A 23493-nucleotide genomic window follows, 5' to 3' on the forward strand; every position below is an offset into this window, starting at 1 on the left:
TTGTCGGGACACTTGCTGCTTTCTCCTTGTGGTTCCGGCACTCGGCGGTGCCGTGGGTGGGACGGTCCGGCGGGCTTCAGCCGGACGGCACCGGCTCGGCGGCGGCGAGCCGGTGTGCTGCGCGCAGCGCCTCGGCGGTGGCGCGCACCGCCGTGAGGCCCGCGGCGTCGGCGGCGCCGCCGACGACTTCGTAGGGGACGCCGGCCGCCCGGAGCGCCGGGAGCGGGCTGCGCTCCCGCTCCTGTCCGAGCGCGGTGACGACAGTGTCGGCCGGGACGAGCCGCCTGGTGCCTTCCGCGTCGGTGAGCAGGACCCCGTCGGGGGTCACCTCGTGGTACGTGACGCCGGTGAGCAACTCGACGCCGCGGGAGCGGAGTTCGCCCACCACGGCCCAGCGGGTGCTCGGGCCCATGCCGGCGCCGATCCTTTTGCCGCGCCGGGCGACGGTGACGCTCCGCGACGCCGGTTCCGGCCGCGGCCCGTCGGCGAGCCCGTGCTCGGTGAGGAACTCCTCGGCGGTGCGCGGACGCTGCGGGGAGACGAGCCAGTGGGCGAGGTCGACGGCGATGCCTCCGCCGCCGAGGACGAGCACCCGCTCACCGAGCTCCTCGGGCGCCGCGAACGCCTCGGCGTAGGTGAGGAGTCGGGCCTGCGCCCACCCGGGCAGCGTAGGGAGGCGCGGGGTGACGCCGGTGGCGAGTACGGCGCCGTCGAAGCCGCGCAGCAGGGGCACGTCGCCGAGGCCGATACGGCGACGCAGGTGGAGGCGGACGCCGAGGCGGGCGAGTTCCGCCTCCCAGGTGCGGATCGCGGTGCCGAAGTCCTCCTTGCCCGGGACGCGTCGGGCGAGGGTGAACTGCCCCCCGGCCTCGGCCGCCGCCTCGAAGACCTCGACGCGGTGGCCGAGCGCGGCGAGCGCGCGGGCCGCCTCCAGCCCGGCGGGGCCTGCGCCGACGACGGCGAAGCGGCGCGGAGCGGCGGACACGCGCTCGGGGAAGTCGAGTTCGTGGCCGGCCCGCGGGTTGACGAGGCAGGAGACGCGCTCGGTGCCGAAAGAGCGGTCGATGCACGCCTCGTTGCAGCCGAGGCAGGGGACGACGAGTTCGGTGCGGCCCGCACGGGACTTGGCGACGATCTGCGGATCGGCGAGGAAAGGCCGGGCCATGGAGACGAAGTCGAGGCCGCCGCGCGCCAACTCCTCGGCCTGCTCCAGGCGGTTGACGCGGTTCGAGGCGATCACCGGCACCCGCCCGTGCCCTGCGGCGTGGAGCGCCTTGCGCACCGACTCGGCGTACCGCGCCCAGGCACCGGGCGGGACGACCGCCTGCACGGTGGGCACACGCGACTCGTGCCACCCGACGCCCACGTCGACGGCGTCGGCCCCGTGCTCGGCGAGCGCCACGCAGAACGCCTCCGCCTCCTCCGGCGGGGTGCCGCCCTCGACGAGGTCGGCACCCGAAGTCCGGTACAGCACGGGGAAGTCGGCCCCGACGGCGTCGCGCACGGCGTCGAGGACCTCCAGCGGGAAGCGGCGGCGGCGCTCGGCGTCCCCGCCCCAGGCGTCGGTGCGGCGGTTGGTGAGCGGCGCGAGGAACTGGTTGAGGAGGTATCCCTCGGAGCCCATGAGTTCGACGGCGTCGAAGCCGAGTTCCCTGGCCCGGCGTGCGCCCGAGGCGAAGTCGGCTGCTGTGGAGGCGAGTTCCGACGGCGTCATGGCGCGCGGGGTGGTGCCGGAGAACCTGCTGTGGACGGCGGAGGGGGCGAGCGGTGTGCGGTCGTCGAGGAGCGCGTAGCGGCCCGCGTGGAAGAGCTGGAGCGCGATGCGGCCGCCCTCGCGGTGGACGGCGGCGGCGACGCGGGCGAGCGCGTCGCCGTGCGCGGGGTCGTTGACGAGGCTGTAGCCGGGGCCTCCTGCGCCCGTCTCGCTGACGGCGCTGCCGCCCGTCACGAGGAGGCCGGCGCCGCCGCGGGCGCGTTCGGCGTAGAAGGCGGCGAGCGCGGCTCCGCCGTCGTCGAGGGCCTCCAGGTTGAGGTGCATCGCGCCCATCACGACGCGGTTGGCGAGGGGGAGCGTCCCGATCGTGCCGGGGCGCAGGACGTGTGGGTACACGGAGACTCCTCGGTCTGTCCTGCCTGCGGGGACGCGCGGCCCCGGTCCGGCGGGGCCGCGCGGTCCTTCACTCGCTGCGGTGCGGCCTCGGCGGCAACTGGAGCTCGGGCCCTGCGTCGGCGAAGAACGGCGGCGCGACGGCGCTGAGGCCGCCGTCGACGACGAGGGTCTGTCCCGTGATGTACTCCGACTCGGGGCCGAGCAGGAACGCGAGCGTGTCGGCGACCTCCTGGACGGTGCCGGCGCGGCGCTTGGGGATGCGGTCGAGGACGGTCTCCATGGAGGGCATCCCGGGGACTCCGTAGAAGAAGTCCAGCGAGTCGGACTCGATGAGCCCTCCGTTGACGGCGTTGACGTTGACGCCGTACGGCGCGAACTCCAGGGCCATGTAGCGGACCCACGCCTCGATCGCGGCCTTCATCGCGCCGAGCGTCGCGTACGTCGGGTAGGCGCGGACGCTGCCGTAGGAGGAGAGCGCGAGGATGCGGCCGCCGTCGTCCATGAGCGTCAGCGCCTGCTGCGCGCCGAGGACGAAGGGGCGCAGGTTCATCGCGTAGGAGCGGTCGAGGTGGTGGGGCTTGAGGTCGACGATGTTCTTGAAGGCGCTCGCCGCCGCGTTGTTGACGTACCAGTCGAGGCGGCCGCAGCGGCGGGCGACCTCGTCGAAGAGCGCCTCGATGCCCTCCTCGGTCTCGACGTCCGCCTGGACGGTGAAGCCGCTGCCGCCGGCCGCCTCGATGTCGGAGACGGTCTTCTCGGCGAGGTCGTTGTTCCTCTTGTAGTTGACGGCGATCGTCGCGCCGTGCCGCCGGGCGAGGGTGAGCGCGAGCTGCCTGCCGATGCCGCGCGAGGCGCCGGTGATCAGCGCCACCTTCGTCGGCGCCGCGGTCTCTCCGCTGTCGGGTGTCGGTGTCACTTCGCCCCTCCCTGCGCCGTCGCCGCGTCGGCCGACTGCGTGCGCAGGCGGGTCAACTCGCGGAAGACGACGGTCTTCTGGATTTCGTTGGTGCCTTCTTCGAAGCGCTGTGCGCGTGCGTCCCGGTAGACCCGCTCGATCGGGCTGGTCTTCCAGTAGCCCAGACCACCGTGCACCTGGAGGGCGTTGTCGGTGACCCGGGTGAGCATGGAGACGGCGGTCATCTTCGCCATGGAGGAGAGCATCGAGGCGTCGTCGCCGCCCTCCTCGAACCTGTGTGCCGCATGGAGGACGAGGTGCTTCGCCGCCTCGATGTCCGCGGCGTTCTCGGCGAGCATGAACTGCACGGCCTGGCGGCGGCTGAGCGCCTTGCCGAAGGAGACGCGCCGCTCGGCGTAGTCGAGCGCCAACTCCTGTGCACGTTGGGCGAGTCCGACGCAGCTCATCCCGACCGAGATGCGCGAGGGGGTGAGGAACCCGCCGAGCGCGACGTCGAGGCCCTCGCCCTCCCTGCCGAGCCGGTGGGCGACGGGCACGGGGGTGCGGTCGAAGCGGATCTCGGCGTGGTCGGTCCCGGTGACGCCCATCGTCCGGGAGGTGTCCTCGGCGTGGACGCCCTCCGCGTGCCGCGGGACGAGCAGCGCGACCGTGCCCTCGTGGCCCGTGGTGCCGTCGACGCGGGCGGCGAGCAGGTAGTAGTCGCAGCGGACGCCGAAGGTGATGAGGTGCTTGTGTCCGGTGAGGTAGTAGGTGTCGCCCTCGCGGACCACCGTTGAGGTGATGTCGGCGCCCGTTCCGTTGCCGGGTTCGGTGAGCGTGAACGCGATCTTGATGTCGCCCGAGATCGCCGGCAGGACGAACTTCTTGCGCTGCTCCTCGTCGGCGAAGGGGTCCATGGCCCGCCAGATCCCGTTGACGACGTGCACGATCATCCGCGTCGAGCCGTGCGACCGGGAGAAGACCTCCATCAGCTCCATCCACTGCGGGAAGGTGAGCCCGAACCCGCCGTACTCGACGGGCGCGGCCATCCGCAGGAAGCCGTGTCCGCGCAGCTCGGCCCAGAGCTCCTCCGGTACCTCGCCGCTCGCCTCGATCCGCTCGGCCCACTCTTCCCCGGGCCCGGTCACCCAGGCGGCGACCCGGTCCTTGAGTGCGGCGAACTCCGCCTCGGTCACCGGCTGTTCTCCTCGGGTCGTGTCGGTCACTTGCTTCCCTCCTCGCGCTGCGGACGCAGGGCGCGTGCCCGCTCCCGCAGCAGGAACTTCTGGATCTTCCCCACCTCGTTGCGCGGCAGCGCCCCGGCCACCGGCTCCAGTCGCTCCGGCCAGTACTGCTTGGCGACCTGGTGGGAGTCGAGGTACTTCTGCATCTGCGCGAACTCCAGCCCGGCGCCGTCCTCCAGCACCACGAAGGCGCAGGCGCGTTCGCCGAGCCTGTCGTCCGGCATGGCGACGATCGCGACGTCGCGGACGGACGGGTGGTCGTGGAGGAGCTGCTCCACCTCGGCGACCGGGATCTTCTCACCGCCGCGGTTGACGACGTCCTTGACCCGCCCTGTGATGCGCAGGAACCCGGCGGCGTCGATCGTGGCGAGGTCGCCCGTGCGGTACCAGCCGTCGTCGGTGAATGCCTCGGCCGTGAGGTCGGGGCGCTCCAGGTAGCCGTCGAAGACGGTCGGCGAGAGGATCTCGAAGTTCCCCTCGGTGCCGGCGGGGAGTTCGGAGCCGCGGTCGTCGGTGACGCGGAGGCGTACGCCGGTGAGGGCGCGGCCGTCGGTGCCCCAGCGCTGCGCCGGCTCGTCGCCGGGTGCGGCGAGGGCGGCGAGGCAGGTCTCGGTGGAGCCGAACGCGCCGAGGACCGTGGTGCCGAGGACGCGCCCCGCGCGCTCGGCGAGGCCGCGCGGGACGGTCGCACCCGTTGCGACGAAGAGGCGAAGGCTCTGCGGGGACCGCTCGCCTTCCTCGACGGCGCGGACGAGGTCCATGAGGAACGGCGTCGCCGCCTGGACGAAGGTGGCGCGGTGCCTGCGCAGCGAGTCGAGCGCCAGCCGCGGTGACCACTCGGCCTGCACGATCTGCGGTACGCCGAGGACGAGAGCGAGCCACATCCCGTAGAGGAACCCCGTCTGGTGGGCGAGCGGCGAGGGCACCCAGACGGTGTCCTGTCCGGTGAGCCCGAGGTGCTTGATCTCCATCGACACGGCCCGCGTGAGGGCGTCGCCGCGCTGGAGGACGCCCTTGGGCTCGCCCGTGGTGCCCGAGGTGAAGAGGAGCTGGCCGATGTCGTCGGGGCGCGGCGTGATCGCGTCGAGTGCCGTGCGGTCGGCGGGTGTTGCGGCGAGGGCACGTTCCCAGTCGTGCCATTCGACGTCCGCCGCGGCGCCGGCGACGTGCGGCAGCTCCGCCTCACCGCCGTGCTGCGGCAGTACGACGACGTGGCCGAGGCGGCCGGTGTCCGCCGACTCGCCCACCATGGACGCAACTTCTGCCGCGTGGCGGCGCCCCTTGAACTCGTCGGGGACGAGGAGCACCCGCGCACGGGAGCGGCGGAGGGTGAACGCCGTCTCGCGCGCGCGGAAGATCGGCATGATCGGGCAGCAGGTGGCGCGGACTCGGAGGCAGGCGAGCGCGATGGCGGTGAACTCGGCGGTGTTCGGGAGCTGGAAGGCGACGGCCTCGCCCGGTTGGACGCCGAGGCGTAGCAGGAGCCGGGCGATCAGGTCGCTGCGGTCGCGGAGTTCGGACCAGCTCAGCCGCTGCGAGCCGGCTTCGCGTACGTCGACGACGGCCGTCTCGTCGGGGCGCTCGGCGGCGCGGCGCTCGACCCACTCGGGGAGGGTGAGGCGGGCGGCCTCTTCGGGGCGCGAGGTGTCGGGGGCCGACTTCGTCGCGGGACGGCCGCCCTCGACGGACATGGGGATGCCGAGGGTGTTCATCGACTCGAGGAACGTCGGGTACGAGATGCGGTAGGCGTGCGGGTACGTGAGCGTGGAGCTGCCCGTCGCACGGGAGGCGGCGACCGCGAGGGACATCAGCACGCGGTGGTCGTTGAAGGAGGAGAGCTTGGCTCCGACGAGCCGCCGGGCGCCGCCCGCGATCCGCAGCGTCTCCCCCGCAAGCTCCAACTGCCCTCCCATGGCATTGAGCTGGAGCATCGCGGCGGCGCGGTCCGACTCCTTGAGGCGGGTGTGCGCGACGTGCCGGAAGACCGACTCGCCCTGCGCGAAGGTCGCCAGGGTCGAGAGGATCGGCAGCATGTCGGGGACCTCGCGGCAGTCCACGTCGATCCCCTTGAGGTCGACGCCGTCGTGCCGGATGCGGACGCCGCCGGCCGTCTCGTCGAGCTCCATCGGGACGCCCATCCGGGCTGCGAGGTCGAGGAAGTGCGCCTCGGGGTGGTCGGCGTCGCCGGAGAGGCGCGTCATGCCGCGGAGGAGGACGTCGGAGGGGTGGAGCGCCGCGGCCGCCACGCCGAAGGCGGCCGAGCCGATGTCCGGCGGGAGCGTCAGCTCGGTGGGGGCGGCCCGCTGTTCGCCCTCCACGGTGAAGGTGCGCCAGTCGTCCGCGACGTCGACGCGGAGGCCGAACCTGCGCATCATCGCCACCGTCAGCTCCAGGTAGGGCCGCTCGTTGAGCGCGCCCTCGACCTCGATCACGGTGGGCCCCTCGGCGAAGGGCGCCAGCAGGATGAGCCCGGAGACCCACTGCGAGAGGGTGCCGGGGATGCGGACGTGGCCGCCGGTGGGCCGCCGCGCCTCGACGTGGACGGGCGGGCACCCCTCGGCCGACGTCAGGCGGACGCCCATGGCGCCGAGCGCGTCGAGGAGCGGGCCGACCGGGCGCCGTTTGAAGTACTTCTGCCCCGTGACGGTGACCGGCTTCTCCGCAAGCGAGGCGAGCCCGATCATGAAGTACAGGGTGCTCCCCGAGCTCCCGGCCGAGACGGTGGAGCGCCGGGGGGTGTAGCGCCCACCGTGCACGACGAACGCGTCGCCGTCCCTCTCGATCCGGGTGCCGAGGCCGCGCAGCAGTTGGACGGTGTAGTGGACGTGGCGCGCGTCGGAGAGGCCGCGCACGACACTGGTCCCCTCGGCGAGCGAGGCGAGGATCAGCGCTCGGTGCGCGTGGTACTTGGAGTGGGGCACCTGGACTTCGCCACGGAGCTGCTGCCGGGTTCCCTTGACAAGAAGATGCATCGGTTGTGCTTCCCATACCCATGGTTGCGGCACGCGGAGGGCGTGCCTAGGGCGGATGAGGAACGGTCGTCGGTAGTCGGGGCTGAGGGACGCCCCGCATCCTGGCGAGCGTGGGGCTCCACCGCGCGGCGCCGTGCCGTCCTGGCTCGGGAGACACGCTCGGACTCCTCCCCGCGGATGAATCAACGAGCACGCAGTTGACCGCAGGCGCGCGGGTGTACGGCAGGGGCGCGGGAGGGTTCGCAGCGGCGCGTTGCGCGTCCGGAGCCCCGTCTCGCCCTGCAAGGCACGGGAGTTCACGGACGCAGGCGCGGGCGCGCAGGACCGGGCGCACGGCCCGCAGGCCGACGCCGGGCGGAGCGCTTCGACGTGTTCTAGGTCTTCGTTCCGTGCATTGGCAGGGAGGGGCAGCGCATCCGGTGGACTGGGGCACGGTGCGAGCTGCTGTCGCGGCACAGGGGCCAGTTGCTGGCCGGCGAGGTCGTGGCAGGAGCCCCACGGTGGGCGTCCCGGATGACGAGCCCGAGGCCGGGCGGTGTGTGACCGCCGCGTGCTGTTCGGAAGAGCTCGATCATGCCCTCCGGTATATCAAATGCATGATGCAACGATCTCCGAGGGGGTGGCCGGCTCGACCTGACTGGGAGTCAGGCCACGGGAGTTGGGGACCGTGCGGTGGGCTGCCGCACGGACTCATCCGCTTGGGGGCCCGTCGCCCTCCGTGGCGGCCGCGACGATCGCGTCGAGGCGCGCGGCGTGGGCGCCGCGCCAGTAGACGCGGGCGCAGGAGGAGCACCGCGCGAAGACGTCGTAGGTACGGCGGGTGCCCGCGGGAAGCAGCGAGGCGACCTCGGCTTTTTCGACGGGGGCGAGGACGCCGTTGCACACGGGGCAGCGGGTCCACGGGGCGAGGGTCGGCGCGAACCGGTCGAGCACGTCGGCGAGTTGGTCGTCGGGGCGGCTGCCGCGGACGTAGGCGCCGTGGCGGAGGGCGCGCCGCCGCAGCAGTCCGCGGTCCCGGGTGAGGAGGAAGGCGTCCGACTCGTCGGCCTCGGCGAGCAGCGCGTCGTCCGGGGCGTCGTTGCGGTAGCCGGTGTCGACGCCGAGCAGGCGGAGGCGGCGGGCGAGGGCACCGAGAGGGACGTCGAGGACGAACCGCTCGCCCTCGGGGAGCCGTTGCGGGCGTGCGACGGGCTCTACGTGGACCCGCGCCCCCGGCGGCGGCTGCTCGCCCGGCCCGACGGCGCCGGTGTCCGTGCTCAGGCGTCCGACCTCGGTGAGCGGGACACCGGCCGACTGCACATGGTGCCCGAGCGTCGAGGTGCCGTCCCACGGCGAGGCGACCTCGCCCGTGGCCCGCTCGCGTGCCCGCAGGAAGAACCGGAGCGGCTGCGCGAACTCCAGTCGCACGGGCGCGCGGTGCGGCCCTGCGGTCACGGTGCGGTGCTCCGGGCGCCACCGGGGCGAAAGGCGGAGGCGGTGGGTCTCATCCGGCACAGGGTACGGGCGGTACCGCGGGCGACGGGGCGGCGCTCCGTGGGGTACGGCGAGCGGCCGCCCCGAGCGGCCGGGCCGCGGAGTGAGAAGACGTGCGCCCCGACGGCGTGAGCCGGGCGGCGCCGTCACCACGCTGACGGCGCCGCCCGGCGTCCCGACTCCCGTGCGGCGCACCGGAGTCGTCGGCGCGGCGAAGGCGCCCGCTCCCACGGGAAGCGGGCGCCGACGTCCGGATCACCCGTGGATGGTGTCCCGCTGGTCGGGGATGACGGAACCGTCGTGGCGCAGGACGGGGCCCAGGGAGCCGTCGGGGTTGGTGTACCCCTCGGTGGAGCAGGGGTAGGTGCCCTTCATCCGCGGCTCGGGGTCGATGAACATCGGGTTGAGAACCCAGCGGCCGTCCTCGTTGTCGTACGCACGGCAGTTGATCTCGTTCTTGTTGCGGTTGAGCACGAGGTGGGCGCCGGTGGCGTCGTCGACGAAGGTGACGTCGGTGTCCGCGTCGCCGCCACCGACGGCGATCCGCTTGTGCCACGCCTGCCGCTCCCAGGCGTCGGCGCCGTGGACGCCGTAGATCTCCTGGTTGATCCAGCAGCGCTTGCCGTCGATGTAAGGGATGGAGTCGCCGTGGACCACCCGCTTCTCGTCGCCGCAGCCCTCGTTGTACGGCGTCAGTCGCCCGCGGTCGGTGATGTTGCGGATGCCGATGGTGTGCTTGCGGTCGATGCCGACGCCTTCCGCCCACTGCTCGGTGACCGGCTCGACGCCTGCCGAGACGATGTAGACCTCGAAGCCCGCACGTTGGAGGGTCTTGATGAGGTCGCGCTGCTGGTCGTAGTAGCGGACGTAGCCGTGCATCGTGTGGCTGCCGACCTGGCGCTCGGCGCCGACGGGGGCGGCGAGCCACTCGTCCCGCGCCTGCGAGGCGTAGTGGCGGAGCTCGCTCACGGTGTGACCGGCGAAGAGCTGCCCGACCCAGGCGTACTCGGGCACCGTGCGGCGGTGGTTCCACTCGCCCTCGAAGCCCTCGTCGCCCGCCATCGTCTTCGCCTCGGTGCGGAGGGAGAAGATCTCGTCGGTGCAGTCGATGTTGGTCGACGTCGGGAGCGGGGCGCCCACGGGGACGTCGGTACCGCAGGCTTCGGTGAGCGCTCGATCGGCCGCGGGCGTCAGCCACTTGTTGATGTCGGTCCACTTCGCCGGGCGGAGGATCTTGTCGTGTTCGAGGGCCCAGGCGAGGACGGTGTCGGTGGTGTCGTTCTTGGTGATGGTGTTGTCCCAGTCGAACGCCGCGACGGGTCGCTGGCCGTGGCCGGATCGCCCGTGGTCGTGGCAGCGCCCGCGCTCGTCGATCACCTGCTGGAGGCGCTCACGATTGTCGCCGTGCCACTCCAGTTCCTTGGAGAGCTGCGGGCAGTGGACGCTCCCGCCGCCTCCGCTTGCGTGGTCGGTCGTCTCCGGTGCCGCGGTCGCGGGGGCGGTCGCGGTGACCACCGCGACCGCCGCAGCGCCGACCGTGGCGAGCAGGGATCTCTTGCGCATGTACCCCTCCGTTGTGCCGTGGGCAGCCAGGACAACGGGCCGGTACGCGCAGGGCGCCGGCCCGATGGCATGCACCGTACATCCCGCGGACACATACGTGTTACATATGCGTACCGGTTGACGTCGGCCGAAGCCGTTCGGCGGAGCCCCTTCAGACGACGCGCACCGGATGCCGTGCGACGGCGGAGAAGAGGTAGCCCTGCTCGTTGAAGACCGTCCGTTCCGGCTGGACGCGTCCCGCCGTGTCATACGCTCTGGCCAGCAGCTCGACGTCGCCGGTGCGCTGGGGGCGCCAAGGCAGCGACCAGCGCACCCACTGCGCGCTCCGCGCGCGATCGTGGAGCCGCGCGGGGCGCCACCGCTTCCCGCCGTCGGTCGAGACCTCCACCCGGTCCACGCCTCCCCTGCCCGACCACGCGCGTCCGGTGAGCATCTGCTCGGCGCCACCGCGAAGTCGGGCCTGCCAGGGCAGTTCGAAGGCCGCCTTGAGGGTCTGCTCGGCGAGCGGCGCGCTCCCCTCCGGCGGGTAGGACGGGCCGAAGAGGCGGTAGGTGTCGGTGTTCCACGGGGAGTAGAGCGGAACGTCGGAGACCTCGATGTCGCCCACCCACTTCACCGAGGAGATCCCCACCCAGCCGGGGACCACGACGCGGACCGGGTGGCCGTGGTCGTACGGGAGCGGCTCGCCGTTCAACTCGTAGGCCAGGAGGACGTCTTCGAGCGCCTTGGCGAGCGGCAGCGGACGGCGGACCCGGCCCTGGTCGACACCGTCGTCGACGTAGGCGGGGTCGAGCCCGCGGGGCATCACGTCGACGGCGTGCTCCGTGACACCCGCGGCGCGGAGCACGTCGGCGAGGCGGGCCCCGCGCCAGCGCCCGCTGCCCACGGCCCCGAGGCGCCAGGCAGTGCCCGTCACCTCCTGCCCCTGCTGCTCGGTGAAGAGGCTGCGTCCGTTCCCCGCGCACTCGATCAGCGCCGAACGCTCGTATGCGCGGAAGGACTTGAGGTCGTCGAGACCGAACTCGACCGGGCCGCCCCGCAGGCCGCTGCCCCAGAGACGCAACGACCAGTCGGTGGTGCCGAGTTGCGGTGTCTCGGTGTGGTTGCGCACGAAGAACCGGTCGGCCGGGGTGTGCAGTCCTGTGCCGCGCAGCGCCTCGAACCTCGTCTCCGCGTTGGTGCCGCGCACCGTGAAGAGATGCTCGGGCAGCGGCTTGACGATGCCCGGTGCCGCCGTCCTGCGCGCCGGCGCGGCGTGCGCGCCCGGCGCCGTGAGGAGCGGCGCCAGGACGCCGGCCGCCGAGAGCACCGTGAGCAGACGGCGTCGACTCACCCCTTCGGCGCGCGCCTCGCCGGCGAGCCACTGCCGGCGCCTTCCCGTGTCGTAGGCGCGCTCCCGCGCCGACGGAGTGTGCCGTTCCATGGTTTCCTCTCGTGCGAAGTGCGGGCGCGTGCGCCCCGGTTCAGGCGGGGGTCGACGCCCCGGAGGCGGCGCCGAACTCCGGCTCCGATAGATCCACGGGGGCGCTCGGGCGGCAGCACCGCCCGTCGGGGCGACCGGAACGTCGCCGTCGACGGTGGAGCGGCGGAGCCCGCGCCCGTGGTCGCACCTTGCGCGCGAGGAGCGCGCCGGGGAGCTCGGCCACGGTGGCTTCGTCGAGGTCACTGCCGAGGCGGACCCCCTCGCCGAGGGCATCGGCGTTGCCGCCGACGGTGTGTACCGGCACGGATGCGGGCGACGGCTGGCTCACGGGCACGGGTGCGTCCTTCCAGACGGACGGCGCGGGAGGCGGACCGCGGACGAGGGGCGTCAACTGCCGGGCGGGACGGATGGCGGGTGCGGCGGCGTGCACGGTGGGCGCGTCGGTGGGGCGCCGGTCAGGCCGCGGTGGGGCCGGGCCGACAGGTGGCCCGGACGCGGCTGCCCGGAGCGGGGCGGCGGGCGGCGAGGCGGGTCGCTGCGGTCATGCCGTCGAGCATCGCGAGGGCCGGCGACGCAGGTCAAGGCGGAGTCCGCGGAGTTCACGGGGGTTCACGCGACCGCAAATCCCCCGCCGTGCGGGCGGGTTGGACCGGTCACACCTTGCAGACCGAGGCGACTGCTCGGGCGAGCGCGTCCCGGTGGAGGGCGTCCCACCGCCTGTCCTCGCCGAGGCGGGCGGCGGCGCCTTCGGTACGCGCGCGGCAGTACGGTGCCGAACGGGCGGTCGCCGCCTCGGCGAGGGCGTCGACGAGCTTCTGGTCGGCGCGGTCGATCTCCTCGCGTACGGAGGCGAGTCCTCCCTCGGGGCGCGCCGGCGTACGGCCGGCGCCCTCCTGCCAGCGTTCGTGGAGACCGCGCTGTACCTTCTTGCCGGCCTCGATGTGGTCCCTGAAGACCCGCGCAACCGGCTCGGGCCTGATCCCCGCGCCCCGCGCCTCCTCCAGCACCCGCCGCTCCCTCTCGGGGTCGTCGGTCCGGCCCGACTCGTACCACTTGACCGCGGCGGCGCGGTCGGCGACAGCGAGCCGGTCGGCGGAAACCTCCACAACGGGACCGAGCGTCTCCGGCCCGACCGACACCTGTCGGCCTTCGGCCAACGCAGCCCCGCCGACGAGGAGGGCCGCGGTGACGAGTGCTGCTGACACGGGGACGGCCTTGCGGCTCGGGCTCGCGGACACGGGCGGGCTCCTCGGTGGTCGGGGCGGTCGGTCCGGGCTCTTCAACGAGCGGGAAGGCGAGGGGTAATCGGGCTCTTGCCGCGGGGGGGCGCGGGGGCTGGTGATGGCTGCCTTTTACTCGTCCGCCCCATGGAAGGAGCCAAGTGGGCACGGATAGTGGGTAGTTCGCCGTGGTCAGCTCGCCGTGCTCGTCGCCCCGGGACCGTGCGGGGCCGAGAGGATTCCTGCCGCGCGGCGGCGGGTGTGGTGTCCCGTGCTGCCCAACCGCCAGGTGAGGAAGGCCGGTTGGCGGCGGGGCCGGCAGTGGGCGGTAGGGCGGCGCCGGTTGCATGCTAGGCATACGCCGTTGGCGGTAATCCTTGGCTCAGCGGCTTCTTCGTAGCGTCATGACCGGGGACCGGCCTCCCGAGCTGCGGACACCGTGGCGACGGCTCCGGGCTCGGGAACGGCTTCCCGCAGCTATCCTGTGCGGATCGTCGCACGCACGGCCCTTCACCACGCTCGTCCCCACGAGGTGCGGGACCGGCCGAGGCAGCGGTTTCTGGGCGCACCCAGGAGGTGGGTGTCGACGGCGGCGCCCTCCCGTGGCTCGCCGCCTGGTCCGCCTCCCTGTGCTCCTGCCCTCGCGACGTTCGCTGTGCTGCCCGCCGTCCGCCTCCGTGCGGTCTGCGCGACCAGGGTGCGTCGGCAGTTGCCACGCTCGCGGATGCGGCGCGGACGCATTGTGCTTGTCGGCGTGACGGGCACCTGGCTCGGCCCGACTGTGCTGTGCCGGCCGGGCCTACGGCACATCCCCCGGGCTTCCGCGTGTTCGTCGGGCCGTCGGCGCCCTCGTCGACGCGGCCTTGATGCCGCCGATGTCCCGTAGGGCACGGCACATGCGGCAACAGGCCGGACGGGGCTCGTCGCACACCGGGGGCGAGTGGCTGCGATGCTGCGGCCGTAGTGGGTGGGGACAAGAACGCGTCCGCTCCCGAAAATGCCCCGTGTTGCGGCAGTTGTAGACGACCGACGTGTGGGGCAGGGGCGTGCAAGTGCTCCACGACTGCACTGCGCACAAGATCGTCCACGTCCGCGTCACACAGGTGCGGCTCGCGGGGCCCGATCCGGGAGGGACGACAGTGCCGGGCGCCCGAGGGGACGCCCTTGCAACCGCGAGACCGGCGACCCGCTCCACCAGGCGCCGCCACGCACCTTCTCCGCCTCGGCATCGCAGGCCACGAGAACGTCACCCGCACAACTCCGCGTTCGTCGAGACACGTTGACGAGGCCGCGATGCTCACAACCTGCTCTCCGCCGCACGCTGCGCGGCCAGGCGTACCGGTGCGTCGGTGGCGCCGTAGCCCCGGTATCCGTTGCGCCGTTCCGTCAGCTCGAAGAAGAGGCGTCCGGTCGTCGCGGTGCAGCAGTGGCGGAAGGTGCCGTGCGCGTCCTCGTCGTAGAGGATGCCCAACTCCCGGTATTCGGCGAGGGTTTGCTCCGGCAGCTCGAAGCGGGCCGCCAGGTCGTCGTAGTAGTTGTCGGGGATGGCGAGGAGCCGGCCGCCTGCCTCTCGGAAGGCGCGTGCGGCTGCGAGGACGTCGTCGGTCGCGAGGGCGACGTGCTGGACGCGCGGAGCTTCGTCGGAGGGCGCGGGGCCGATGGTGAGCACGATCCGGACGCCGCCGTCGCCGCTGGTGAGCGCGCGGCCGTACAACAAGCCCTCGGGGTCCGCGACTTCGGCACTCCCCTGCTGGGCGAGTCGGAGGACGGAACGGTGGAAGAGAGCGGCCTCGTCGAACCGGTGCCGTGGCTGCATCAGTGCGACGTGGTCGATGTGCACGTCGGGCGCGGCCGGGACGGGCTGCCCCGTGCGGTCGAAGTCCCGCCGCCAGTGCGGGCGTTCGGGTCTGTCCGTCGCGCAGAGGAGCAGCTCGGTGCCGTCGGGCGCGGCGAGCGCGGCCGGCGGCGCATCCTCGCCGTCGCTCCTGCGCGGCAGTACGGGCGCCAGGAGCGCTTCGGCGCGGGCCGCCAGTTCGGCCGGCTCCTCGGTCTCCAGCCCGAGGGCGCCGAGCACGGTCCCCTTCCGACGGCTGCCTGCACCGGTGTTGAGGAGGATGCGGGCGTCGCCGCGCTCCCACAGCGCGACGGGCTTCGTGCGGTGCGTCCCCGTACGCGCGAAACCCAGCGCCGTCAGCAGGCTGGAGGGCGCCTCCGTGTCGGGGGTGGCGAGCTCGACGAAGGCGAACCCGGTCGGTGGTGGCGGCGCCGGCAGCTCCGCGAGGCCGACGGACTCCTGGAGCGCGATCAGCGAACGGTGCGCGTCGACGGCCGTGGGGCCCGGATCGGCCTGTCGGAAGACGTCGTTGAAGATTTCGAGCGAGAGCGGGCCTCGGTAGCCGGCCGCCAGCACGTGCCGGAGCAGTCGGGCCAGGTCGAATCCCCCCTGACCGGGGAAGCAACGGTAGTGACGGCTCCACTGGAGGACGTCCGTCGCCATGAGCGGTGCGTCGGCGAGCTGGAGGAAGAAGAGCTTCTCCGCGGGGATCTCCTCGATGCCCGCGGGGTCCGAGCCGCGCGCGAGGATGTTGAAGCTGTCGAGGCAGACGCCGAGCGTGGGGTGGTCGGCGTCCCGCACGAGGCGCCACGCGTGCTCGTACGTGTTGACGTGGCGGCCCCAGGCGAGCGCCTCGTAGGCGACCTTGAGGCCGAACTCCGCTGCTGATTGGGCGAGTTGACGTAGCTGGTCGGCGGCCAGCGTGTCGTCGTCGACCGCGCGCCCGTCGAGGCTGGAGGAGACGAGGACGGTGTCGGCGCCGAGGCGCTGCGTCGTGCGGAACTTGTGCCGGGCACGGCGCAGGTTGCGGGCGAACTGCGCGGGCGGCACCGCCTCGATGTCGCGCACCGGCTGGTACAGGTCGACACGGAGACCGAGGTCGGCGCAGCGCTGGCGCACCTCTTCCGGGCTGAGCGGTGAGGCCAGCAGGTCGTTCTCGAAGATCTCCACGCCGTCGAACCCGGCGGTGGAGGCGGCGGTGAGCTTCTCAGTGAGGGAGCCGCTGAGGCTGACGGTTGCGATGGCGGTGCGCACGTGGCGCTCCCTTCCACTGCGGTAGGGGTCACAGAGGGGCGTGTGCGGGGGTGTCGACCGCGGGTGCGGGGTCGGCGAGCGTGGCCCCGCCGTCCGGGATGCGTCCGGTGAACGGACGCGGCGTTGACCGGCCTGAAATCCCGCGCCTGCCGGGGATATCGGTCGAAGTCGTGGATGATTGCACGGGGGTGGTGTGCGGGGGTCGAGGCAGGTGGCGCGGGCCGTGTCGAGTGACAGGCCGCCTTGGGAGGCGGTCGTCGGCGTGCGAGGAGCCGGTGAGGGTGGTGCGCCGTGCCGGTCGGCCTCGTGCCGGTGCAGCATCGGGATGAGCCAGGGGCCGATGCCCGACGAGACCCACGGGGGTAGGAGTCCTGATCCACGTCCGCTCCGGGAGGAATGCGCGAATTGGTTGGTTATCCCTACCAGGAGGATGTCGCTTCGGGGAAACCGTCGGCGCGCGCGTCCCCTCTCGCATCCGCACGCGCGCGTACGAGAAGCGTCCTGTAGCCCGGCACAGGGATCTTCCCGGCTCCCGCCGAGCCGCCTCGCAGGCGCAGAGGCGACGCCGCCCGCGAAGGAGCGGAGCCCCGCGACGTCGTCACGCTTACGAGCCGTCGTCTCAAGTCCGCGCCCATGCATGGTCTTCGGCACGGGGCGAACGCCGACAGCATCCGTCGAGCCCTTACTGGCCATCTGGTGCGTCACCCGGCGCCCCTCCGGCGACGGACCGCACCACCGACCGGCTCGGCACCGGGGGCGCGGGACGTCGCTCCGTCGACGGCCACGACACGCGTCTGCCGTCCTGAGCGGACCCCTGGGCACGCGCCGGCGCACAACTCGACGGGTGCGCGGGCGGCGCGCTAAGGCGGGGTGAGCATCGCGGTCTCCGCCGGCGCGATGTCGAGCCGGAGCACCCGGGAGTGGCCGTCCCTGAAGAGCGCCACCTCGCCCGGTGTGAGCGACTCCGTGACACGCGCCGCCTCGGCGCCGCAGACGGGGACCACCGCGTCGGCGAACGAGGAACCCAGCGCCAGCACGGCGTTGAGGCTCTGCCAGAAGCCGCCGCGCGGCACCTGCCTGCGGACGTGGACCGCCGTGCTCCAGCGCGCGTCGAGCAGCACGGGCGGCGGTCGGCGCACGTCGGAGACGAGCGCCTGCGGCCCGAGGCCCACGCCGGGCGGCTCGCAGGCACGGGACGGCCAGGTGCCCTGGTTCTCCGCGAGTACGAGCCGCCCGCCCGCCGCCTCGCGGAGCGGCTCCCACAGGTTGGGGCCGCGGGTCGCGCCCGTCACGAGGAAACCCGCCGCCACCAGGCGCGAGGCGATCAGGCGCCCGAAGAGCGACTCGCCGAGCACACCGATCCGCGTCGCCCTGCGCCCCAGCACCGGCAGCGTCACCGGGGCGCCTGCGCGATCGCTGCCGAGGTGGAGGCCGACGAGCGCGTCGTGCACGCGGAACGGCCCGTGCTCGGCCGGCCGCTCCCACGAGCTGGCGGGCAACGCCGCGACGCCGCCCGCGCCCGCCGACCCTCCGGGCGAACTTGCGTCCGTGCTCCCGGAGTTGGTGCGCCCACCGGTGTGTGCCGTTCTCATCGCTCTCCCGCTCCCACTGCGAATCCGGTCGCCGCCACCAGGGAGGCGGCGGGGTGGGCCAGCGGCAGGGTCGCCGCGAGGCCCGCGGCCTGGAGCCCGTCGAGCGGCCGCGCCCGGTCCGCGGCCGCCAGGCGGTCCCGCTCCTGCGCGGCACGCTGCGCGTACGTGCTCACCAGCCGTGCGGCGCACCGCACTTCGACCCCGGACGGCGACCCTCCCTGCCGGTCGGTCCCTGCGGCGCGGTCGAAGGTGACCCCGAGGACGACCCGGTCGACGGCGGCGTCGGAGACCGCGGCGAGCAGCCGCCACCAGTCGTCGGGCTCGCGGAGATCCACGCCGAGCAGGCAGTGCGTCGCCGATCCGCCGGCCCAACTCCGCTCCTCTGCCTGCCCGTTCGGGTCCTCGTCGCCGAGGTGCCGGAGGAGCTGGGTCGCGGCCTCCGCATCGAGCGGCACGGCGGAGACCCCGAGGGTGTCCAGGCGCGCCGATACGCGCGCGGCCGCAGCGACGAGCGCCGCCCGTGCGCCTTCGGCGCCGCCACCGCGCGCCTCGGCGACCTCGGGCGCCTCCCAGGGCTCGTACCGCAGGACGAGCCACGAGCGGATCGCCACCGGGCGGGCGGGCACGGGGAGTTGGCGGTACGCGAGCGTCGGTTCGAACCGCCCGTGGAAGTCCCAGGGCGGCAGACCGTACTGCTCCAGCAGGAGTTGGACCGTGGCGGGCCGCGCGGCGTCGTCGTCGAGCAACTCGCCGACGAGGCCGATGGGCAGCTCCGGGTAGGCACCCGCGGGGAGTTCGAGGACGACGGCGTACCCGCGGCCGTCTCCGACGACGCCCGTCCGCCGCCCGTTGCGGTCGCCGCACTCGACGACACCGAGCGCCGGGAAGAGGGCCCCCGCCAGCCCGTACTGCTGCCGCGCCGGCGAGGGCGAAGGGACCGCCGGGTCCAGGGCGCCCCGCCGCAGCCCTCGCACGAGATGCCCCGTGGCGGTGCGCCCGCCGACAGGCACCAGCGCAAGCAGCAGCACGACAACGCCGGTCGCGCCGAGCACGGCGAGCGCGACGGGGCCCACGGCGGCCCCCGCCGCGAGGAGCCCAACTGCCGCCTGCAAGGCGACTATTCGCGCCCGGCTGAGGTGGCGCCTGCCGGCCGTCGGGGGTTGCGCGACGCTCATCGCGACTCCTTCCCTTGTTCTGCGGCGGACTCCGAGGCGGCCGCCCCGTCGCCGGCCGTTCTGCCGGCGTGCTGGCGCGAGGCCGCCTGGGGGTCGAGGACGGGGCCTGCGGGGAGGAGCGCCACGAACCCCTTGGGTACGGACGGCGCCTCGTCGGGCTTGTACTCGAGGCGTTCCACCGCCTCGCGGGACGAGAAGGGGTAGGCGGTGCCGGTCTCGGTGACGAGCGTGTAGGTGCCGCCGGAGCCGGCTGACGCCGTGGCGCGGACCACGGCGGAGGCGCCGGGGGGCGCGTAGAGCGCGTCGAGGGACCCGAACCCGCTGCCGGAGGCGGAGACCGGTTCGGCCGCGTCCGGCTCGGGCATCCGCTTCGGCAGGTGGACGGTCGCCTCCCAGGGCGCGTCGCCCGGGGCGCTGCCCGGTGGAGCGCTGACGCAGACCGGGCGACCGCGGTCCCTGCGGTCGACCTCGGGCAACCGCTCGGGCCAGGAGCGGTCACCGGGGGCGCGCGCCGTGGAGCGGGGTGCGGAGGCCGCCTGCGCGGGCGTGAGTCGGTGCTCGGTCGCTCCCGTGGTGCGCAGCAGCGTGTAGACGAGCTCGGAGACAGCGGTGAGCCCGTCCGAACGCACCTGGTAGTACTGCGGGTTGACGCCGCCGAGGTCGCTGTTGGCGAGGTCGCCGACGCGCGCCTTGCCCGGCAGGCCCACCTCGGGTGCGCCGCCCTCCCCCGGCAGCGCCTCGGGTGCCTTGATGGCAGGGCCCTCGGGGACGGTCGCCAACACCGCGTCGGGGAGAGGGAGATGCTCGGCCCGCTGGAGGCCGAGGACGTCGCGGACCGGCTTGGTCAGCGCGTAGCGCCGCCCGTCGGTGAGGAGCCACAGGGCGCCGTTCGGCGCCGACGCGAGCACCGTCGCCGAGGCGGCGGGGCCGCCGCCCGCGCGGGGCGCGGCCTCGGGGACGGCGAGGTACAGGTGGGTGCGCGGGTTCTCAGCCGGGTCGCCGCCCGGGACCGTGCAGACCGTCCAATCCTCCTCGGAGAGCTGCGAGTTGCCGGGGAGTACGTCGGGCGCCGACGGTATGCCGACGGGGAGGCCGCGGCGTACGCCCTCCAGCGCGTCGGAGCGGACCTCGGTGCGCTTGCCGCCGCCGACGAGGAGGGCGGAGCTGAGGTTGAGTGCGGGGTGGAGCACGCCGTCGGAGACGACGTACCGGTCGCCGCTGCCGCTGACCACCACCGCGCCGTCGGCGGGGAGTTCGGGGCCGCTTCCCCCGCCGAGCCACCCGGCGACGCCGAACCCGGCCATCACCAGGACACCGAGCGCGACCCCGCCCGCCAGGGAGCGGTTCAGGCGGCGGCGCGGGTCGCGGATCGCCTCGTCGCTGCCGCGCAGGAGGCTGGTGACCTGGCGGCGGTTGTCGTAGGAGTGGGCCTCTGCCTTTTCTCGGGTGGTCGCCATCAACTCGTCCGGTGGGTACGTCGGTTCACGGTCTGCGCAAGGGGCGTCGCCGGGGTGCTCCGGCTTCCCGGGGGCGGCGCGGGCGGTCCGGTGAGGCGTTCGAGCGCGTGGGCCGCGGGCTGCTCCCGCCGCGCGTGGCGGTGCTGCTCGTCGCGGCCGGCCGCCGTCGTGCCCGCACGCCAGCCGCGGCGGGCGGCGCGGCGCACCGCAGGGGCGCCGAGGAGCGAGACGACCACGGCGAGGAGCAGCACGGCGCTCCAGACGACGGCCGTGCGCGCCCCGCCCTCCAGCAGCGGGTGGGGCTCGGGAACGGGCTGGACGGGGAGGACGGCCTGGTCGGAAGCGTGCTCCTCGGCGTCGGATCGGTCCTCGCCGCCGGCGAGTTGGGTGAGCGCGCCGAACGGGTCGACCACGCCCGCGCCGGTGCGCGGGTCGCGCCCGCCGCCGACGGGGGCGGCCGAGGCGACGAGGCGGTCGGCGACTTCGCCCGCGTCGAGTCCCGGGTGGCGCGAGCGCACGAGTGCCGCTGCGGCGGCGACCTGGGGTGCGGCGAAGCTCGTGCCCTTCTCGCTGCGGAAACCGCGTCCGCCCGATGCCAGTACCGCCTCTTCCTCGCCATAGGCGGCGAGGTCGACCCAGTCGCCGCGGTTCGACTTCTGCATGGGCTGCCCGTCCGCGGCTACGGCGCCGACCGCCAACACGCCCTTGTACGCAGCCGGGTAGGTCTTGGGGGCGGAGCCGCTCCCGGCTGCGTCCTCGGCACTGCCCTCGTTGCCCGCGGCCGCGACGACGAGGACATCGCCCTGCACGGCGCGGCGCACCGCCGCGCGGACGGGGGCACGGTCGACGGGTAGTGCGAAGGAGAGGTTGAGGATCTTCGCGCCGCCCGCGGCAGCCCGGTCGATTGCGGCGGCGAGCGCCTCGCCCGAGGCGTTCTCCACGCCGTCGGCGACGCGGACCGAGCGGACCCGTGCGCCGGGCGCCACCCCTGGGAGCGGGCTGTCGGCCGTGCGCTGTGCCGCGATCAGCCCTGCCACGGCGGTTCCGTGGCCCTCGCAGTCGAGGTCGGGAGAGCGCGGCTGCTGGATGCGGAAGCCCTCCTTCGTGCGGACGGTCACCACTTCGGCCGCGGTGCCCACCACGCCGTCGAGGCCGGGGTGGCGGTCGTCGACCCCGGAGTCGACGACGCCGACGGTGACGCCCTCGCCCTGCGCCAGATCCCAGGCCTGCGCGAGGCCGAGCCGCTCGACCAGGCCGGCGCCCTTCGTCGCGGGCGGCTTCGCCGCGCCTTTCTCGGGGGCTTGGCGGCAGGAGGTGTCGACACGTGCGGGTTTCTTCACGGAGGCGTGCACAGAGCCCGCGTACGCCGGTGCGGCGTGCGGGACGGGTGGGGAACCGGCGTACAGGCTCGCGGCGTGCGCGGGCGCGTGGGGGGACGGCGGCGTCGGGGCGGTCGGTGCGGGGACGGAACGTCCTTGCGTGCGGGTGTAACCAGCGGCGGACGGAGCCGCGTTCGGGCCCGCCGCCACAAGGGACGCGCCCGCGTGCACTGTCGCCGACGCGCCCCCGCCGCGCCCCGGACGCTGCCCCGCTTCCGACGAGCCCCCGCGGCCCGCGTCCGCCCGAGCGCCCGCGAGCGCGGCGTCCGCGCCCCGAGCCGCCTCGCGCGGCGACGCGCCGGCCCCATGGCCGTCGTCCCGTCCGCTCCCCTCCGCAAGCGGGACGAGCAGGGCCACCCCGACGAGGACGGGCACGCAGCGTCGGGCCCCGCCCTTGAGTGCGCGCGTACGGCGGCGAGTTCGGGGGTTCACGCCTTCAGCTCCAGCAGCGCGGTGTAGACGCCCCAGACGGCGAGGACGAGCGGGACGACGGAGAGGAGCAGGGTCGTCTCCGCGGCGTCGAGGAGCCTCGCGAACCTCGGGTTGAGGGTGCGGCGCCCGCTGTAGAGGCCGACGGCGCACGCGACGAGCGCGACAGCCAGGCAGACCGGTACCGAGACCGCGAGCAGCGGCAGCGCCTCCCCCGCGAAGTCGGCGACGAGGAGCACCGCCGCGCCGAGCAGCACGGCGAGCCCGGCGGCGAGCGAAACGGCCGCCTGCGGCGCCTCACGGAAGAGACGGGCCCGCAGCAGTGCCAGCGCCCACAGGGCCCCGGCGAGTACCCCGGCCCACAGTCCACCGGCGGCCAGCAGCGTCAACGTGCCTACGAGGACGACGAGTTGGCAGCCGGCCAACATCCCCGTCAGCAACCGCCGCGCGCGGTCGACGCGCAACCGCAGCTCCCGGTGCCCGATCTGCTCGGGCAGCTCCTCCAATCCGCCCGCATCGGAGGCGAGTTGTGGCCCCGGTATGTGCGCGAGGCGCAACGCGAGCGCAGGCAGCAGCGGTACCGCGGCGAGCGCGAGCGGCGCGGCCACTGCCGCGGCCGGTGCGGCGCCCGCGTCCCACACCACGGCGATGAACGCCCCCAGCGCGGCGAAGGCCGACGCCATCACGAGCGCGGCGAAGGTGCCGTCTCCCCCGCCCACGAGGAGGGGACCAGCCGCGCCGAAGACCGCGACGACTGCGCACCCCAACAGTACGTGTGCGGCGTCCAGTTCACCGGGCCACAGGGGCTCGGCCCCGCCGAGTAGCCGCATCGCCCCGACCGCTCCGGGAACCGCGGAGAGGACCGCCGCGAAGGTGCCGGCGACGAGATCGGCGAAGGCGCGCGACAGCAGTCCGGCGAGGCCGAGCCCGAGCAGCCCCGTGACGAGTCCGAGGTAGCCGGCGAGGACGCCGGGCGCCACCGCAAGGGCTCCCGCGGCGCCGAGCACGGCGACGGCTGCGAACGCACCGGCGCTGCGGCGGGTGGCGGTGGCCGGCCACGGGGTGCGCACGCTCTCGCTGCCGATCACCTCCACCACGTCGTCGTAGAGGGGCGGCGCCTGCTCCTCGGTCCCGTGCGTGAGGAAGAGCAGGTGTCCCTCCCTGACCTGCTGGGCGCCGAGGGTGCGCGCCGCATCCAGGCGGGTGCCGTCGGAGGTGCGCAGCGCCCAACCGCCGTGCAGTGCACCGCCGTCCGGCCCGGGCTCCTCCCCGGCGTGCTGGAGCAGCGACGGCAAAAGGCGCGCGAGCGGGACGCCGAGCGGGACCGCGAGGTCCACCCGGCTGCTCGGGCCGGCTACGGCGATGCGGCAGAAGTCTCCTCCGTCCGCGCCGGCCCGCGCCGGCGTGCGGGGCTCGGTGCCCGCGGGTTCCGTGGAGGGTGCGCGCGTCTGGGGGGCGGTCGTCATCTCGTCA

Annotated in this window: 15 protein-coding genes; all 15 read right to left on the minus strand. The window is 74.1% G+C overall.

Annotated features, from left to right (window positions below):
• Positions 1–76: 76 nt before the first annotated feature.
• The 15 genes from F603_RS0114840 to eccD all read right to left on the minus strand — a co-directional run bounded on the left by F603_RS0114840 (position 77) and on the right by eccD (position 23486).
• On the minus strand, positions 77–2110 hold the full coding sequence (locus F603_RS0114840; protein ID WP_019546800.1) for an oxidoreductase: 2034 nt from the start codon (positions 2108–2110) through the stop codon (positions 77–79).
• Between the two features lie 67 nt (positions 2111–2177).
• Complete coding sequence (gene chcA / locus F603_RS0114845) at positions 2178–3026, minus strand: 1-cyclohexenylcarbonyl-CoA reductase (RefSeq protein ID WP_019546801.1); 849 nt, start codon at positions 3024–3026, stop codon at positions 2178–2180.
• The gene (locus tag F603_RS0114850; RefSeq protein ID WP_019546802.1) at positions 3023–4231 is read right to left on the minus strand and encodes an acyl-CoA dehydrogenase family protein; all 1209 of its coding nucleotides are present in this window, start codon (positions 4229–4231) and stop codon (positions 3023–3025) included. The genes chcA and F603_RS0114850 overlap by 4 nt, the downstream gene beginning before the upstream one ends.
• Entirely contained in the window at positions 4228–7221 is a 2994-nt protein-coding gene (aroA, locus tag F603_RS0114855) for a 3-phosphoshikimate 1-carboxyvinyltransferase (RefSeq protein ID WP_019546803.1), read from the minus strand. Before aroA ends, F603_RS0114850 begins: the two co-directional genes overlap by 4 nt.
• A 690-nt stretch (positions 7222–7911) precedes the next feature.
• Entirely contained in the window at positions 7912–8655 is a 744-nt protein-coding gene (locus F603_RS0114860; protein WP_019546804.1) for a Mut7-C RNAse domain-containing protein, read from the minus strand.
• A gap of 294 nt (positions 8656–8949) precedes the next feature.
• Complete coding sequence (locus tag F603_RS0114865; RefSeq protein WP_019546805.1) at positions 8950–10257, minus strand: HAD family hydrolase; 1308 nt, start codon at positions 10255–10257, stop codon at positions 8950–8952.
• Positions 10258–10408: 151 nt separating this feature from the next.
• Complete coding sequence (locus tag F603_RS0114870; protein ID WP_019546806.1) at positions 10409–11680, minus strand: sulfite oxidase; 1272 nt, start codon at positions 11678–11680, stop codon at positions 10409–10411.
• Positions 11681–11720: 40 nt separating this feature from the next.
• A complete protein-coding gene (locus F603_RS0114875) occupies positions 11721–12014 on the minus strand; it encodes a hypothetical protein (protein ID WP_158678645.1) in 294 nt (97 codons plus the stop codon).
• A 319-nt stretch (positions 12015–12333) separates the two neighbouring features.
• The gene (locus F603_RS0114880) at positions 12334–12918 is read right to left on the minus strand and encodes a chorismate mutase family protein (RefSeq protein WP_019546808.1); all 585 of its coding nucleotides are present in this window, start codon (positions 12916–12918) and stop codon (positions 12334–12336) included.
• Between the two features lie 1279 nt (positions 12919–14197).
• Positions 14198–15988, minus strand: coding sequence for a sugar phosphate isomerase/epimerase and 4-hydroxyphenylpyruvate domain-containing protein (locus tag F603_RS0114885; RefSeq protein WP_019546809.1), 1791 nt, complete (start codon positions 15986–15988; stop codon positions 14198–14200).
• 860 nt (positions 15989–16848) lie between these two features.
• The gene (locus tag F603_RS0114890) at positions 16849–17580 is read right to left on the minus strand and encodes a hypothetical protein (protein ID WP_019546810.1); all 732 of its coding nucleotides are present in this window, start codon (positions 17578–17580) and stop codon (positions 16849–16851) included.
• Positions 17577–18755 carry a type VII secretion protein EccE gene (locus F603_RS0114895; RefSeq protein WP_019546811.1) on the minus strand — a complete coding sequence of 393 codons (1179 nt, stop codon included), beginning with the start codon at positions 18753–18755 and terminating at the stop codon, positions 17577–17579. Before F603_RS0114895 ends, F603_RS0114890 begins: the two co-directional genes overlap by 4 nt.
• Positions 18752–20212, minus strand: a complete 1461-nt coding sequence (gene eccB, locus F603_RS0114900; protein WP_019546812.1) for a type VII secretion protein EccB — start codon at positions 20210–20212, stop codon at positions 18752–18754. The genes F603_RS0114895 and eccB overlap by 4 nt, the downstream gene beginning before the upstream one ends.
• Positions 20212–21552: a S8 family serine peptidase gene (locus F603_RS32215; protein ID WP_245600778.1), complete on the minus strand. Its 1341-nt coding sequence runs from the start codon at positions 21550–21552 to the stop codon at positions 20212–20214. The genes eccB and F603_RS32215 overlap by 1 nt, the downstream gene beginning before the upstream one ends.
• A gap of 467 nt (positions 21553–22019) precedes the next feature.
• The gene (gene eccD / locus F603_RS0114910) at positions 22020–23486 is read right to left on the minus strand and encodes a type VII secretion integral membrane protein EccD (RefSeq protein ID WP_019546814.1); all 1467 of its coding nucleotides are present in this window, start codon (positions 23484–23486) and stop codon (positions 22020–22022) included.
• Between the last annotated feature and the right edge of the window lie 7 nt (positions 23487–23493).

It is taken from the genome of Streptomyces sulphureus DSM 40104 (assembly GCF_000381025.1).
In the GTDB taxonomy this organism is placed as follows: Bacteria; Actinomycetota; Actinomycetes; order Streptomycetales; family Streptomycetaceae; genus Streptomyces; species Streptomyces sulphureus.

Excerpts from the sequence above, each read along its gene's own strand:
- F603_RS0114895 (WP_019546811.1), bottom strand. The coding sequence starts at position 18,755 with ATGAGCGTCGCGCAACCCCCGACGGCCGGCAGGCGCCACCTCAGCCGG.
- eccB (WP_019546812.1), bottom strand. The coding sequence starts at position 20,212 with ATGGCGACCACCCGAGAAAAGGCAGAGGCCCACTCCTACGACAACCGC.
- aroA (WP_019546803.1), bottom strand. The coding sequence starts at position 7,221 with ATGCATCTTCTTGTCAAGGGAACCCGGCAGCAGCTCCGTGGCGAAGTC.
- F603_RS0114865 (WP_019546805.1), bottom strand. The coding sequence starts at position 10,257 with ATGCGCAAGAGATCCCTGCTCGCCACGGTCGGCGCTGCGGCGGTCGCG.
- F603_RS0114870 (WP_019546806.1), bottom strand. The coding sequence starts at position 11,680 with ATGGAACGGCACACTCCGTCGGCGCGGGAGCGCGCCTACGACACGGGA.
- eccD (WP_019546814.1), bottom strand. The coding sequence starts at position 23,486 with ATGACGACCGCCCCCCAGACGCGCGCACCCTCCACGGAACCCGCGGGC.
- F603_RS0114890 (WP_019546810.1), bottom strand. The coding sequence starts at position 17,580 with ATGAGAACGGCACACACCGGTGGGCGCACCAACTCCGGGAGCACGGAC.